At 63.8% G+C, this 14,813-nt stretch carries 12 protein-coding genes; 7 read left to right on the top strand and 5 right to left on the bottom strand.

The genetic code is table 11. From position 1 onward, the window contains the following. Both L0V05_RS20770 and L0V05_RS20140 read right to left on the bottom strand, forming a co-directional pair. Window positions 1-141: acyltransferase family protein (locus tag L0V05_RS20770; protein ID WP_406565998.1), on the bottom strand; the 141-nt coding region annotated here is incomplete at its 3' end. Between the two features lie 112 nt (window positions 142-253). Further along, the gene (locus tag L0V05_RS20140; RefSeq protein ID WP_234873292.1) at window positions 254-2,194 is read right to left on the bottom strand and encodes an acyltransferase family protein; all 1,941 of its coding nucleotides are present in this window, start codon (window positions 2,192-2,194) and stop codon (window positions 254-256) included. 379 nt (window positions 2,195-2,573) lie between these two features. On the opposite strand from L0V05_RS20140, the gene L0V05_RS20135 reads away from it, so the two are divergent. The 4 genes from L0V05_RS20135 to L0V05_RS20120 are packed head-to-tail and all read left to right on the top strand — an operon-like array spanning window position 2,574 to window position 7,011. Beyond that, window positions 2,574-3,635: an NAD-dependent epimerase/dehydratase family protein gene (locus L0V05_RS20135; RefSeq protein WP_234873291.1), complete on the top strand. Its 1,062-nt coding sequence runs from the start codon at window positions 2,574-2,576 to the stop codon at window positions 3,633-3,635. A gap of 25 nt (window positions 3,636-3,660) precedes the next feature. Next, the gene (locus L0V05_RS20130) at window positions 3,661-4,119 is read left to right on the top strand and encodes a GtrA family protein (protein WP_234873290.1); all 459 of its coding nucleotides are present in this window, start codon (window positions 3,661-3,663) and stop codon (window positions 4,117-4,119) included. Beyond that, on the top strand, window positions 4,112-5,671 hold the full coding sequence (locus L0V05_RS20715; RefSeq protein ID WP_234873289.1) for a glycosyltransferase: 1,560 nt from the start codon (window positions 4,112-4,114) through the stop codon (window positions 5,669-5,671). Before L0V05_RS20130 ends, L0V05_RS20715 begins: the two co-directional genes overlap by 8 nt. After that, the gene (locus tag L0V05_RS20120) at window positions 5,668-7,011 is read left to right on the top strand and encodes a hypothetical protein (protein WP_234873288.1); all 1,344 of its coding nucleotides are present in this window, start codon (window positions 5,668-5,670) and stop codon (window positions 7,009-7,011) included. Before L0V05_RS20715 ends, L0V05_RS20120 begins: the two co-directional genes overlap by 4 nt. A 63-nt stretch (window positions 7,012-7,074) precedes the next feature. On the opposite strand, the gene L0V05_RS20710 is transcribed toward L0V05_RS20120, so the two are convergent. The 3 genes from L0V05_RS20710 to L0V05_RS20095 form a co-directional block, all read right to left on the bottom strand. Next, complete coding sequence (locus tag L0V05_RS20710) at window positions 7,075-8,772, bottom strand: Pnap_2097 family protein (protein ID WP_319937970.1); 1,698 nt, start codon at window positions 8,770-8,772, stop codon at window positions 7,075-7,077. Window positions 8,773-8,901: 129 nt separating this feature from the next. Further along, window positions 8,902-10,506 carry a TadE/TadG family type IV pilus assembly protein gene (locus tag L0V05_RS20100; protein ID WP_234873287.1) on the bottom strand — a complete coding sequence of 535 codons (1,605 nt, stop codon included), beginning with the start codon at window positions 10,504-10,506 and terminating at the stop codon, window positions 8,902-8,904. After that, window positions 10,506-10,922: a TadE/TadG family type IV pilus assembly protein gene (locus tag L0V05_RS20095; RefSeq protein ID WP_234873286.1), complete on the bottom strand. Its 417-nt coding sequence runs from the start codon at window positions 10,920-10,922 to the stop codon at window positions 10,506-10,508. The genes L0V05_RS20100 and L0V05_RS20095 overlap by 1 nt, the downstream gene beginning before the upstream one ends. A gap of 303 nt (window positions 10,923-11,225) precedes the next feature. On the opposite strand from L0V05_RS20095, the gene L0V05_RS20090 reads away from it, so the two are divergent. Genes L0V05_RS20090 through L0V05_RS20080 form a run of 3 tightly spaced genes read left to right on the top strand, consistent with a single transcriptional unit; the run spans window position 11,226 to window position 14,783 of the window. Next, complete coding sequence (locus L0V05_RS20090; RefSeq protein ID WP_234873285.1) at window positions 11,226-11,819, top strand: polysaccharide biosynthesis/export family protein; 594 nt, start codon at window positions 11,226-11,228, stop codon at window positions 11,817-11,819. 39 nt (window positions 11,820-11,858) lie between these two features. Then, window positions 11,859-13,256 (top strand): hypothetical protein, encoded by a 1,398-nt coding sequence (locus tag L0V05_RS20085; RefSeq protein WP_234873284.1) that lies wholly within the window; start codon window positions 11,859-11,861, stop codon window positions 13,254-13,256. A gap of 27 nt (window positions 13,257-13,283) precedes the next feature. Continuing rightward, window positions 13,284-14,783, top strand: a complete 1,500-nt coding sequence (locus L0V05_RS20080) for an asparagine synthetase B family protein (protein WP_234873283.1) — start codon at window positions 13,284-13,286, stop codon at window positions 14,781-14,783. Window positions 14,784-14,813: the final 30 nt, after the last annotated feature.

The following is a 14,813-nucleotide window of genomic DNA, read 5'->3' as shown; positions in this document are numbered from 1 at the left end:
GAGATAGCCCGAGATCACGAAGAAGATGTCGACGCCGATATAGCCGCCCCCCACTTGGGCAAGACCGGCGTGATAGAGAATGACCGAGGTAACGGCGATGGCCCGAAGCCCGTCGATCTCTCGCCGATACGTCAAGGACATGGCATCTCCCCAGATGCTGTTTTGCCCCCCGGAAGACCCTACAGGACCCCAGGGGCCGAGTCTTCACGCAACGCCTTCGGTCCCCTTTTCCCCTGAGTCATCCCTGCCATCCTCACTGGCCCCGACCAGCCAGCAGGCTCGGCTTCAGGACCTCTGCCAGCTCAAGCGCCTGCCTGCGGGTCATGTGGGTCGCATCGACAAATCGCGGCATTCCATTCCGTGACAGAAAGCAGATGTCACCGTCGCAGAAGCTGGGTTCGAGATCGATGTAGGAGGTGAACTCGCCCCGGGCGGCGTCCAGCGTCTCGAGGAAGAAGGCCGGGTGCCAGACCGCCCGATCGATCCGGATATCGGACCTGTCGCCGTAGAGCAGGCCCTTGGCCACGGCATCCGGAAGCGAGAAGTCGGCGCGGGGAGGCGATCCGATGATATGGACATCCCCGACGGATTGGCTCAGCCCATGCAGGGTCGCGAAGACCTGCTTCCTGAGGAAGGCCTCAGCCTCCTCAGGATCCGCCCCGCAGGGCGCGCGGGAAAACGCGCACAGATTGGCAGGCCTCACCGCGCGCCAGGCACTGGCCAGATAGACGGTGCGCACGCCCTGTTCCCTCACGACCCCGATCATCCTGTCCTGAAGCTCTTCGCACCTGCCCGCGCGCGGCGGATAGGATCCGCCCAACCCGAGAAGGGCGGGACAGCCCTGGGTGGCCAGGAACAGCCCCCGGCGGTTGACCTGCTCCGCGGCACGGCCGAGCCCCGTCGCAATGGCCCCCGCCAGGGAATCTCCGATCAGGATGAAATCGGCCTTCGGCTGCGCGGCGTCCCCCAGCCCGCAATCCTCGAAGGCGAGCCCGTGCAGCCGGCCATCAAGGCAGGCCTGATAGATCCCCCTGTCCTCCTTCTCGGCAAGCACGGCAAAGGTCTCGGGCGGCAATCGCGAGGGCAGGCCATCGGTGCGCCAGAGACCGGTGCCGATCGCCGCGACGATCAGCGAGGCCAGCGCCATGGAGGCGAACAGCGGCCTCCGCCGCGGCAAGAGGGGGGCTCGGCCACGGAAGGGCTGCTCGACGAAGCGCCAGCTCAGCGCGGCGAGCAGGAAGGTGGCCAGGATCAGCGCGGCCATGAGTTCCGCCGGAACAGGGCCTATCGTGCGGATCCGCGCGAAGGCGAAGAGCGGCTGGTGCCAGAGATAGGCCGAGTAGCTGACGAGGCCGATCCCGACCATCGGCTTCAACCCGAGAAGCTTTCCAGTCCAGGTGCCGGAGGTTGCGAACAGGATGACCAGGGCCGTTCCGGCCACGGGGACGACCGCGTATCGGCCGGGGAAGGGCGTTTCGGCCGTATAGAGAAAGATCGGCACGACCAGCATCGCCAACCCGAGCGCCGCCAGCCCCTGATGGCCGCGGAGCGGATGGCGGAAATGCCAGAGGGCGCAGAGCGAACCGGCGAGGAGTTCCCAGGCCCGGCTCGGCAGCAGGTAGAAATTGGCGGTCGGCGCATGGCGCGAGGCCCAGTCGCTGACGGCAAGGCTCACCAGCGCCGTCGCCCAGACGAGGAGGGTAAAGCGCCTGGCCCCGAACCGCCAGAGCAGGGCCACCACCAGGGGGAAGAAGACGTAGAACTGCTCCTCGACCGCCAGGCTCCAGGTGTGGAGCATCGGCTTCTCCTCGGCCGCCGGGGCGAAATAGTCGCTCTGACGCCAGAAGAGGATGTTCGAGGCGAAGACCATGACCGCGACCAGGCTCTTGCCGTAATCGCGCAACTGCTCCGGCAGCATCCAGGCCCAGGCGAAGGGCAGGGTGGCGAGGATCACGGTGAGGAGCGCCGGCAGGATCCGCCGGACCCGCCGTTCGTAGAAGCGGACGATGGAGACATGCCCCGCTTCGGCCTCGGACACCAGGATCGTGGTGATGAGATAGCCCGAGATCACGAAGAAGATGTCGACGCCGATATAGCCGCCCCCCACTTGGGCAAGACCGGCGTGATAGAGAATGACCGAGGTAACGGCGATCGCGCGCAGGCCGTCAATCTCTCGACGATAGGACAAGGACATAGCATCTCCCCGATGCTGTCTGCCCCCCAAGACCTCTTTAGGCGAACATGGGCCTCAAGTCATCATCCAACACCCCTCATCCCGCTCTTCGTCGGGTCAGTCGGTGACAGGTGATGAATAGGCATCACAGCAGGCCGCCAGGACGGCGACCTCCTGGGACAGATCGCGGGATGGGCATGGCGCTAAGCGCCTAGCTGCGCGGGTCGGAAATGACGGCAGGCGCCTGCCGCGAGCACGCCTCGTCCCATGATAGGTCATCTCTGCGAAACCAACGCCGCCATCGCGGATGCAGTGTTGAGCAGGGACGAACAGCTGCCGAGTTTTCGTGACATGATACCGGACATGACTTACGCTAAAATCCGGGATTTGAGGTCAAGATATGTCACTGATCATTGTTACCGGCAGCGGTGGACTTGTCGGTTCGGAGTCGGCTCGTTTTTTTCATGAAAAGGGTTGGGATGTCGTCGGCATTGACAACGATATGCGCAGCCAATTCTTCGGCGCGGATGCAAGCACAAGCTCCAATCGGCAAAAGCTGGAACGTGATCTGAAGAGATATACCCATGTTTCCGTCGATATTCGGGATGGGGCTGCGATAGAGGCGCTGTTTGCGCGGTATGGGACCTTTGTCGATGCCGTCATCCATGCGGCCGCACAGCCGTCTCACGATTGGGCGGCCCGCGACCCCCAGGTCGATTTCGGCGTAAACGCCGTCGGAACGCTGAACATGCTGGAGGCCGCGCGCAGGCACTGCCCGAATGCCCCCTTCGTCTTCACCAGCACGAACAAGGTCTACGGCGACACCCCGAACCGGCTGCCTCTCGTTGAAAACGAAACGCGATGGGTCGTCGATCCTTCGCACCCATACTCGGCCTTGGGCATAGATGAATCGATGAGTGTGGATCAGACCCTGCACAGCGTATTCGGAGCGTCCAAGACTGCGGCCGATATCATGGTCCAGGAATATGGCCGCTATTTCGGCATGCCGACGGCCGCATTTCGCGGAGGCTGCCTGACCGGCCCTGCCCATGCCGGGGCGGAACTTCACGGCTTTCTCGCCTATCTCGTCCGCGCGGTGGTCGACGGTTTGCCCTACCGGATCTTCGGCCACAAGGCGAAGCAGGTCCGCGACAATCTTCACGCCCACGATCTGGTCGAGGCCTTCTGGGAGTTTGTCCAGGCCCCACGCTCTGGCGAAGTCTACAATATCGGCGGGGGAATCTGGTCCAACTGTTCCATGATCGAAGCAATTGGCTTCGCGGAATCCTACGTCGGCAAAAAGCTCGACTGGACCTACCTCGATGAGGCTCGCATTGGCGATCATATCTTCTGGATCAGCGATGTCTCAAAGTTCAGGGCACATTTTCCTGCCTGGAGCGTGAAGCACGACGTCCCAGCCATTATTCGCGAGATTGCCGATGCATGTCTCGCGCGGCGGTAATTCTGCGACGCGATTTGGCAGTCCGATGCTGTCTTCACGCCATGGGGCGCTTCTCCAGTTCGTTCTCTACCTTTTTGTCGGCGGCATATCCTTCCTCGTTGATCTTGCCGTCTTCATCGCGCTGCTTCCGCATGGCTACGTGCTGGCTCTGATCCCGGGCTTCCTGGCCGGGACGATCACGAATTATATCCTGTCCCGACTGGTGGCCTTCCGGGGGGGGCGGCGCCGGTTCGTGACCGAATTCGCGATGTTGGCCACGGTGGCGGCGACCGGTGCGGGAATGACCATACTCCTGGTCCTTGGCATGGTGCATTTGGGCCTGTCCCCCTTGGTGGCAAAGATCGTCGCAACACCGCTCATCCTGGCGTGGAATTTCTTGCTGCGCCGGCATTTTGTCTTTTCACCGCAGTTGCCGAGGAAGGTGCAGAACTTCATCGGCGACGAAGAGGGATCGGTGCCCAGGGGAGATGGAGCCAGTGTCTGAATCGTTCCGGGCCCGGATGCCAGTGCGCATCACGTCCAATGACACGCTTGCGGGTCGAGAGGAGTTCAGGGATCGGTATCGGGTCGAGCGGGATCCGATCGGGGAAGAGCGCCTGCTTTGGCGGGCACAGGCCGTGCGCCATCTCGTTCACCTCACGCCTGGCCAGAAGATCCTTCATTTCGGATGCGGCGATCTGGCATTCACGCGGAAGCTCGCGGCTGTAACACGTGGCGAAAACCCGATCGTGGCCCTGTCGTTCCGGGACAACCCACCCCATGGGGACGAGGCGCCGCTCCCGGACTCCGTCGATATCCTTCGCGTCGCAGGGGATGGCATCGATATCGATGGCGGAGAATTCGACTGCGCCGTCGGGCTCGACATGCTGGACGCCAAGGATGTCGCCGCCACTCTGGACCTTGTTCACAGGTTGCTCGTGCCCGGCGGCCAGGTGGTGTTCTTCGAGAGCAATCCGTGGAATCCCTGGCTGAAACTCCGGCGGCTGACCAGCCGGATCTTCGGGAAGCGGGACAGCCGCGAATTGCTGAGCCGGACTGTCCTCTACGAACTGTTTTCCGAAGTCGGTTTCATCCGGGTGTTCTCGGTCTTTACCGACTTCGTCTATGCCCCTCTCACCCCTTGGATGATCCGCGCCCTGCGCAACATATCGATCATCGCCGAGAATACCCCGGTGGTGCAACTGTTCGCCGGGACGATCCTGCTTCATGCCCAGAAGCCGCCGCGGCGTCAGATGGTGGCGAGCCCGATGCTTTGCGACCATGCGGCACTCAAGGGCAAGGTTTCGATCGTGGTTCCGTGCCACAACGAGGAAATGAATATCGGTCCGCTGATCGACCGGCTGCTCGAGCTTTACGGAGACTACATCCACGAGATCATCCCCGTGGATGACAATAGCCGCGACAGGACGGCAGAGGTCATTGCTGGCTACGCGGCTCGGGATCCCCGTATTCGTCCGGTCTATCGAAGCCCGCCGAACGGTGTGGGACGCGCGATCACGGACGGGATGAATGCCGCAACCGGGGACTGGATCCTGTCCATGGACTGCGACTTCCAGCACCTTCTGCCAGAGGTGCGCGACCTGTTTGACGCCGCGGCGTCGGGGGCCGATGTCGCGGTCGGAAGCCGCTTCTCGCGTCACAGCATCCTGCTCAACTACCCGATCATGAAGATCATTTCGAACCGCGGATTTCACCTGCTCGCGGCGATCCTGATGTGGCGTCAGTTCCGGGATGTCACGAACAACCTCAAGCTTTTCCGGCGTGACGTCGCCAAGCGCCTCGTGCTGACCTCGCCAGGGTTCTCGATCAACGCAGAGACCGGATTACAGCCGATCCTGATGGGATACTCCGTGGCCGAAGTGCCTATTTCCTGGATCAACCGGTCGTTCGACATGGGCTCTTCGACCTTCAAGCTCCTGAAGGTCGGCAAGGGATACGCCTCGGTGCTCGTGGACATATTGCGGGCCCGTTGGTTCGGGGCAGGGCCCTACGCACCGGTGCGGGATATCGCCCGCAGGTCAGAGGGCCGAAAGTGAAGCAGGAGGAAACGGCACAGCTCGCTGTCCATCTGGTCACAGGCATCCTGTTCGGCATGCTGATCATCAGCATGATCGCCTGGGTACCCAATATCGGCATGCACGAGGACTATTTCATGGTCCCGGCAATGACAGGGAACGAACCGGATCTCCTTTCATGGCTCTGGTCCCAGAACAATGAACATCGGCTGCCTGTCCAGAGGCTGATCTATATTTGCGCGCTCTGGCTGACCGGGGATTTCCGCTCGGGCATGGTGATCAGCCAGGGCCTCATGGTGTGGCTTTCCCTTCTCCTCGTTCAGGCAATGGTCAAGGCAAGGGGTGGCATCCGGTTGTCTGATGTCATCTTCCCTCTCGCCCTGCTCAACCTCGGCCATTGGGAAAACCTGCTCTGGGGCTGGCAGATCCAGTTCGTCTGGTCGATTTTCCTGACGGGACTTCTGCTCTTCGTGATCCTGCGCCAAGGACCGACACTGGCATTTCGCGACAGCCTGATTGCAGCGGTCAGTCTTTGCCTGCTGCCGCTTTCCGGGGCGAATGGAATAGTCACGGCCTGTTCCATGGTTCCCTGGGCAATCCTGACGGGCATTTACGAGGTCAGGAACAACGGCCCGAAAGCCCGCCGGACCGGTCGCGTCATGTTCGCGGGCGCGCTGCTTGCCGTGCTTTCGTCTGCCCTATACTTCGTCGGCTATGTCAAACCGTCGTGGTCCCCGCCACTGGCCAACTGGCCGCAGTTTGTTCATGCCGCGAATGCCTACTTTGCCATGGCGTTCGGTGCAGGATCGATCTTTTTCCAGCGTCCCCTCGCCGTCCTGGCCGTCCTGGTCTGCCTTGGCGGCGGGGCGGCATCGCTGGTCGCGTTCCTGCGCAACTGGCGGGCAACGGGCGGGCGCGCATTCGGACTCGCCTCATTCATCGCGGCCGGTCTGGCCTTGGGCGTGCTGATCGCGGCAGCGCGCGGCACCTATCCCTACCGGATGCCGGACCGCTACGCGATCTTTTCAGTGATGCCTCTCCTCGCGGCGTTTTGTGCCTTGGAACTCTTCGGTCCCGTGCCGATGCGACGCTTCATGATGAATACTGCCGCGATCTTCTTTCTCGTCTTTCTGCCCTGGAACATACAGGCCGGGTTCGCGTGGCGCGACTGGTGGGTGCAGGGCATGACCAGGGTCGAAGCGGATATCGCGGCAAACATGACCATCGAGGAGGTGGCGCACAGGAACTTTCCGTTCCTGCTGCACGGCCAGGAAGAAACCCTGAGGAACGCGATCACCCAGCTTCAAAGAGCCGGCATCGGGCCATTTGCGCTGTTGAGGCCTGCAGAGCAGGGTGGTTGATCGGTCCTGCTTGCTGTCCCTATGCCCCGCTAAAGTATGATAAGCAATATTATGTAAAAATCGTTAGACCAGCGGCCGCTTCAGACTGGTGATTTCGCTCATGCGCTTGCCGTCGCTCTTGCGCGACAGCGAGGCTGTGTGGAGCAAAAGACCGTCCTCCATCTCGCGGGCGTGCAGACGGAAAACCAGGGTCTCGGTCGGCTCGGAATTGGCGAAATAGAGGATGTCCTTGCTGACCGTGCTGTGTCCAAGCAGGAAGCCCTTGCCCTCGAACCGCTCGAAGCAGAGGTCAAAGACCGTCGGATAGGCGGCGAAATACAAAAGCCCCACGCCGTTGATGTCATGCGGCGGCAGGATCTCGTAATCGCATTCGAAGATCGCCGGACCCGGATCGGCGGCGCGACGGGTGCGGTATTCGGCGCCGAACTCCGGCAGTGTGTCCAGCGAGGGCAGCGCCTCGGGGTTGGGGATCAGCGGCGTGCCCTTGATGAGCGAGGTATTCTCGCCCCGCTCGCCATATTTGGCGAAGGTCGACATGGTCCGCGCCCGGCAGGTGGCCTGGGGTCCGTTGACGTGATGAAGCCCGAAGAACATCCCCGCGCCATAGCGTTCGAGCGAGGAGGAAATGTCGAACAGGTCATTCTCGCGGAAGCCGCGCAGGCTGGGCGTCGCCTCGAGCAGGATCCGGGTGAAGGTGGCATAGAGACGATCCCCGGTCTCGTCGGCGATCCCGCTTGAGGGGCTTTGCAGGAAGGCGGTGATCATTGCCCAGTGGATGTCGCCCAATTCCTTGAACAGCCAGGATTCGCCCAGGCCCGACAGCGCCATCTGCGGCATGTTCAGCATGTAATGCCGCTGCGCCTTGCCCGAGGCCACCTGGGCCGGGGCCAGCCGGACCTGTGCGGACGGGACCGCCTCCGCCGCGCGGACAGGGGCCGCGGCCTTGGCGCCGCCCGCCAGGCTCGGCAGGCGCGCAATGTCGGAAACAGAGCCTATTCCGGCCCATTCGCGGTCTGGAATGCCGACGCCAAGCCGCGCCTCGATCGCCATGCGCAGCGAGATCAGGTCGAAACTGTCGATACCGGCCTCGTCCAGCGGCAGGTCAAGGCGCGCCGGATCTATCTTCACCTCATCCGCGATCAGCCGCAGCAGATCCCGGTCGGCCACCGCGCCCTGGGCGATGACATGCACGTCGCCCGTGCGGATCGTCCGCTGGCCGATGACGCGGGCCGGGTTGCCCGCCACGATCGCCCCGGCGGGAATGCTGTCGCGCACGACCGCCCCCGCCCCCACGATCGCCCCGTCGCCGATCGACGCACCGGCCAGAACCACTGCGCCATAGCCCAGCCAGACATCGCGGCCGATGGTGATATCGGCCTCGTCCATCGCCTGGTCATTGATCGGGCTGCCGTCGTTGAAGCGGTAATTCGCCGCCGTCAGCATCACGCCCGGCGCAATCAGCGCGTCGTCGCCCAGGATGATCCGTCCGCGCCCGGGGCCGGCCCAGACGAAGGAGCCCGCGCCGATATGGACGCGGTTGCCGATCTCGATGTTGCGGCCATTGGCGAAGCTCGCCGTCGGGCTGATATGGAGCCCGGATCCCCGCCGCGCCTGCCGCAGTTCGGTGACATGGGTGGTGTTGTAGAAGTTCACGATCTTGGCCATGTGACCGATCGCCCGCGGATCGAAGATCGACCCCAGAAGCCGCAGGAAGCGCTGACCGCGGGTCAGGCGCGGCTTATGGGCCTTGGGGGTGGTCATGCGCACTCTCCGGGTCGGGTCTTGTTGTGTCGGATCACGGGACGGCTGGGGCCGCTGCCGCCATGCTTCACCAAAGCCGACGCCAAGGGCAAGCCTTGCAATGCTGCACGTGCATTCATCCGCAGGGCCCTATTGCGAAACGAAGGTCTGGGTCGGAATGACATACTTGATGACATCCAGCGTCGGCAGCAGTGTCGCCGAGCCCGATCCGCAGGAGTCAAAGGAATGGGCGCCGGCAAACTGCACCTCTGCGCCGGAATGGATGGCCAGCCCCCGGTGCAGGGCCGGCTGCCCCTCCGGCAGGCCTCCGATCCGCACCGACCCCGCGACCACGAAACTGGCGTTCGAGGCGGTGAAGCCGGCCGGAACCGTCATCGAGCCAAGCGCCATGATCACCGACTGGCGGCTGGCACGGCAGGCCAGCGCCTCGTCGCCGGCCACCGCGCCCTCCGCGGCGGTCAGCACCGCATCAAGCCCGGTCCGGGTCGAGATCAGCAGGGCGTCGCGAATCTCGGCCGTGGGCGTGAAATGGAAGGCGCAATTCGACAGAAGCACCGATCCTGCGATCACGACGCGGTCGGTGCCCTCCGGCGCCCTGTCCGCAGCCGTCTCGGCCACGGTCTTGGCAAGGGTGCCATCGACCCCCTCCTCGCCCACCATGGCCATCTCTTCGGCGCTCATGCTGTCGGGGGCCATCAGCGCCGCCTCCTCCTCTTCGGCCGAAAGGCCGATGCGCAGCACCGCGCCCTCCTCGGTTCCGCAGGTGACATTGTAGACCAGCCCGGCCGGCAGGCTGCGGGCGCGCTGGAACAGCGTGGCCGAAAGCGGCACGACATCGCCGGTCTTCAGCTTGGTCGTGTCGACCCCCAGTTCGTCGAGCGCCGCAAGATCGCCGGCCAGCGGATGGGCGGCGAAGAACTCCGTCTCGGCGGCGGACTGCTTCTTGGGGTCGCCCAAACTATCGGCAAGTTCCTGAATGAACGCCGCCGTCTCGGGCATGACCAGATTCACCGAGGCTGCGGCCGCATCGTAGCCCGGGCTCGAGGAATCATCGCAGAAGCCGACACATCTGCCCATGTCGGGCATGCTCAGCCCCGCATCGGCGGCAAAGGAGGAGGGCTGCTGCAGCGCCACGAACTTCTGACTGTGCAGGCAGACCTCCTTGCCGACCATCGACTTGCCCGACAACGTCACCTGCCCATGGGCAAAGACCCCCTCGCTGCTCTGGCAGCGCTCGGTCGGCACCACGGCCGAGACGCTTTCTACCGCGATGTTCCAGTCATCCTGCCCGATCAGGCGCAGGAGGAAGGTCGGCACGGGGTTGCGGACCCGCTCATTGCGCTCCAGCCGGACGGAAATCGCGTTGATCGGGCCGCTCAGCATCTCGCGGTTCGAGGCAAGGTCGTAATGGAAGGGCCGGATATCCTCGATGGCGTCGTAAAGGACGCGGCCGTATTTTTCCTTCGGCGTGTTCAGCTCGATCGCGGTGTTCGCCGCGACCATGGCCCCGGCCGCCGTGCCGCCGCGGGCCAGGATCCCTGCCCCGGCATGGGCCGCGACATCGGCGGACAGGCGCAATATCTCGCGCTGGCGCCAGGCATTGCTGTAATCGACGGCCATTCCCGCCAGCATCAGGCAGATGGTGATGCCGAACAGGGCAAAGACCGTGCCCGCCCCGGCCTCTTCGCGACCGAACCGGCGCGCGGCCCCGAGGCTGGCCTTCGGGCCAGCCATCAGATGGGCTCGAGCGTCTGCGTCACCTGGGCGGAAACCGTGCTGCCAAGCGCCAGCCCCAGCACACCGAAGGGCGCAAGCTTCTGGGCATCGCCGGTGATCGTGACGGTGACGGTCGAGGCGATCTTGTCGACCCGGACCGAGACATCGGGCGTGTAATCGCCGAAGCGGGCCTGGCGCCGTGCATAGCGCTCGGCCTCACCGGTATCGAGCCCGTGGCGCGAGACGATGCGCGCGGTATCGCGCGAGACCGTCCAGAAGTTCGACTGCCGGGTAAAGGCCAGAGAGGCATCCGCGGTGACCAGGATCAGCGCCAGGAACAGTGGCAGCCACAGCACGAATTCAACCGTGACACTGCCTTCGCTGCCATTCAGGAACCGGCCCAGCCAGCCCCGTTTCCGATCGGTTTTCCCCATCCTTCAGCCCGCCTTCCAGCCTGTATCTGCCCCCGATTCCAGCACATGTCCGGGATCGCATGAGACAAGCGGTAGACATTTCCAATGGCGGAAATTGGGCGCAAATCCGGCGGATTATCCTTGTTTTGTCGCATTATCCCCCAATAGGGAGCATTCTGTTGCAAGGCCGTTACGATTCCCCACCGACTTGTAATTATCGAACCGTGAGGGCTTCTTTTGCGATCCAAACCGGCTAGTAAGAAGATGGGGGATCGGACGGCGGGGCTTTTCTGCCCCCACCGTCATGTCCGAAGGAGCTGGACCATGAAATACGTGATCGCCCTTCTGGGCTTCCTGATGGCCGTCACCTCGGCCTCGGCCCAGACCGGCTATACGCTGAAGCCCGGTGATGTGCTGCGCATCGAGGTGCTCGAGGATCCGTCGCTGAACCGCGAGACGCTCGTGCTGCCCGACGGCACCATCGCGCTGCCGCTGGTGGGCCTTGTCCAGGCGGGGGGGCGCGGACTCGATGCCGTGCAGGCCGAGATCACCCAGAAACTGACCCCGAACTTCGCCGCGGCGCCGACCGTCTATGTGGGCATCGCCGAACTCGCGGCCCCGAAAGCCGCGGGTGGTCCGGCCGCCGAGGCGCCCGGCGTGAACATCTTCCTGATGGGCGAATTCTCCAATCCCGGAAAGCTCAAGGTCGAGCCGGGCACGACGCTCCTTCAGGTTCTGGCGCAATCGGGGGGCATGACGAATTTCGCCGCCAAGAAGCGCATCCAGCTTCGGCGCGGGACATCCGTCTACAATTTCGATTATACTCAGGTCGAGAAGGCCGGGACGGCAGCAGGTTTCGATACCGTCGTCACAGAGGGAGACGTGATCGTTATTCCGACACGACGACTGTTCGAATAGAATCAAGTCCAAGAATAAAAACAATAAATCGAGGTGCAGGTGGGTAAGAAGTCAGCAACGCGCGTCCTTCTTCTGGGCGCTCTTTCCTTGCCGGTGATCGCACAGGCACAGGATCAGATCGATGCGTTGCGGATGCGGCTCGGGATTTCGGAACGCCTGGAGACGGGCCGCAACCTGCAGCTCGACTATCCCGAACTCGGATCGAGCACCATCTCGACCACGACGCTGTCCTTCGGCATCACCAAGGACAGCGAGATCGAGAAGCTGAATTTCGGCGTGTCGGGCGCGCTGCAGATTCAGAACACCCCCGATACCAACGGAACCGAATGGGATTTCGCCGATCCGCGCTTCAACCTCACCTATAGCCGCAACGGCGAAAATGCCGACCTGTCGGTCTTCGCCAACTACGTCCAGAGCAGTATCGACACGCTGACGCTGCAGGATTTCATCGACGAAAACGGTGACATCCTTCTGCCCGAGGACTTCCAGAACCTGCAGGGCAACGGCACGCGCACGAGCTACGGGGCGGGCATCGTGCTCCAGACCAACGAAGGCGATCCGCTGCGCTTCAACCTGTCGGCCGGCACCAGCGGCATCGACTATTCAGGGCAGGTCGATCCCGATCTCTACAACTACAACCGGGCCTATGCCGGCGTGAAAGCCTTCCTGCGCCTGTCCGACGTGGCCCGCGCCACCGCCTCGCTGCGCTATTCGACCTATGATGCACAGGATTCGGTCGAGACCTATCGCACGACCACCCTCGGCACGGTCGGCTTCGAATACGATGTCTCGGCCCGGGCCACGGTCAACGGCTCGATCGGTCTGACCCATATCAACACCGAAGAAATCGGCTCGCCCGACGACACGGTGGACAAGCCCGTCGGCAATCTCGGCTACACGCTCGACATGCCGAACGGCGCGATCACCGCCGATCTTGCCTTCCTGACCGATGCCGAGGGCGCGCAGCGGACGGATCTGGTCTTCGGCCGCTCGCTGGAGCTGCCCGATGGCAGCCTGTCCTTCACGTTCGGCCTCACCGACCCCGAATTCGGCAATGTCGAGCCGATCGGCAGCCTGAACTGGCGGCGCAAACTGCCGACCGGCACGCTGTCGGCGCAGTTGGCGCGCAAGGTCACGACCTGGAACACCGACGAAACCAGCCTCTCCTCGCTGGTGGCGCTGAACTACCGGCAGAGCATCAACCAGGTCTCGGGCTTCGGCCTGACCGCCACCTATGCCCAGGCGGACGGCACGCAATCCTCGGATGCGAGCTGGCGCAGCGGCCTGACGGCGAGCTACTACTACCAGTTGACGCCCGACTGGAACCTCGACACCGGCGTCAGCTACCGCACCTACAAGGAAGACGGCATGGGCGGCACCGCCACCTCGCCGCTGTTCTACATCACCATCGCCCGGAGCTTCGACTTTACCCCCTGAGCCGGGCCGCCACTGCCGAAGCTGGCCATGGATGGAGTTGTCGTGCCGCCCGAATTGCGCTTTCGCCGGCAGTTCCTGCTGACCGATGCCCCGCTTCCGGCCCCGCCTGCTCCCCTGCAGCAGGCGAGCTTGGGCGCTTGGCATCTCTACCGCCATCCCAACCTGCCGCTGACTGTCCTCGAAGGCGAAACCGGTCCGCAACTGGCCCTTCTGGGCTTTGTCCTCGATCCCGACCGCCCCGAAGCGAGCGACCGCGACATCCTGTCCGATCTCGCGGCAGGCGGCCTCGACCCTGCGGCCCTCGCTCGCGGGCTGCACCGCCTGTCCGGCCGCTTCGTGCTCCTGGTCTTCGGTGCGGACGGGCTCTCGGTCTTCCACGATCCCTGCGGCTTGCGCACGGTCTATTACCGCCAGAACAAGGGACATCTGGCGATCGGATCGTCCCCGCCGATCCTCGGGCTGGTGGCGCCGCTCACCCCCGGGGCGCGTGCCCGCGACTACTGGGCCTCGGATTACGTGCGCAACAAGCGCGAGCACTGGCTGCCCTGCGGCACCGGCCTTTACGAGGATGTCCATCAGCTGGTGCCGAACCACTATCTGCGCACCGCCGATCTGGCACAGATCCGCTACTGGCCCTTTGCGACCCTGCAGCCGCGCACCCTACCCGAGGCGGCCGACAGGATCGCCCGGATCCTGAGCCAGTCGATCGCCGGCATGGCCCGCCGCGGCCCCCTCGCCTTCCCGCTCACCGCCGGTCTCGATTCCCGCACGCTGCTGGCCGCCACGAAGGGCGAGGCGGCGGGGATGTATTTCTACACGCTGCGCTACCGCAAGCTCGACGAGCAATCGGCCGATATCCAGGTTCCGCGCCGCCTGCTCGGCAAGCTCGGCCTCACCCACCACCTGATCGACTGCCGCGCCGAAGCCCCCGCCGATTTCGCCTCCATCTACGAGAGCAACACCGCCCCGAGCCACATGGACGACTGGGGCCAGATCGCCCATGGCATGCTGAAGGGCCTGCCGCAGGACCGGGTCGCGATCAAGGGCAACTGTTCCGAGATCGGGCGCTGCTATTACTATCCCTCCGGCGTGCCCGAAGCTGACGCTGACACGGATTTCTTCCTGCGCCGCTATTCCGGCTGGGACAGGCTGCCCTTCCTGCGCGAGGCGGTGGAAAACTGGCTGGCGAAGGCGGTGCAGGCGGCCGAAACGTCGGGCATCAACCTGTTCGACCTCTTCTACTGGGAGAACCGACTGGGCGGCTGGCAGGCACAGAGCCAACTCGAATGGGACATTGCGCAGGAGGTCTTCACCCCCTTCAACAACCGGGAGGCACTGGAGGCAATGCTGGCCACCGATCCCCGTCACCGGATCGGCCTCGACCACGAGATCTATCGCGAGATAGCCCTGCGCCTCTGGCCCGAGGTGCTGTCCGAACCGATCAATCCAAAGCCACCCGAACCTGCCGGTCTCTCGTTCAAGCGGCTGGTGCGGGCTCTGAAGCGCCGGGTCCGGGGCAGTTTCTGACGACGCCGCTGCGTCGACAAGCTGTTTCCT

Origin of the sequence: Alitabrizicola rongguiensis (assembly GCF_021491355.1) — a bacterium.
In the GTDB taxonomy this organism is placed as follows: Bacteria; Pseudomonadota; Alphaproteobacteria; order Rhodobacterales; family Rhodobacteraceae; genus Aliitabrizicola; species Aliitabrizicola rongguiensis.
The sequence above is the reverse complement of the archived record's forward strand: the minus strand, read 5'-3'. Positions and strand labels throughout refer to the sequence as shown.

Excerpts from the sequence above, each read along its gene's own strand:
- L0V05_RS20090 (WP_234873285.1), top strand. The coding sequence starts at position 11,226 with ATGAAATACGTGATCGCCCTTCTGGGCTTCCTGATGGCCGTCACCTCG.
- L0V05_RS20095 (WP_234873286.1), bottom strand. The coding sequence starts at position 10,922 with ATGGGGAAAACCGATCGGAAACGGGGCTGGCTGGGCCGGTTCCTGAAT.
- L0V05_RS20710 (WP_319937970.1), bottom strand. The coding sequence starts at position 8,772 with ATGACCACCCCCAAGGCCCATAAGCCGCGCCTGACCCGCGGTCAGCGC.
- L0V05_RS20140 (WP_234873292.1), bottom strand. The coding sequence starts at position 2,194 with ATGTCCTTGTCCTATCGTCGAGAGATTGACGGCCTGCGCGCGATCGCC.
- L0V05_RS20080 (WP_234873283.1), top strand. The coding sequence starts at position 13,284 with ATGGATGGAGTTGTCGTGCCGCCCGAATTGCGCTTTCGCCGGCAGTTC.
- L0V05_RS20130 (WP_234873290.1), top strand. The coding sequence starts at position 3,661 with ATGCTGTCTTCACGCCATGGGGCGCTTCTCCAGTTCGTTCTCTACCTT.
- L0V05_RS20100 (WP_234873287.1), bottom strand. The coding sequence starts at position 10,506 with ATGGCTGGCCCGAAGGCCAGCCTCGGGGCCGCGCGCCGGTTCGGTCGC.
- L0V05_RS20135 (WP_234873291.1), top strand. The coding sequence starts at position 2,574 with ATGTCACTGATCATTGTTACCGGCAGCGGTGGACTTGTCGGTTCGGAG.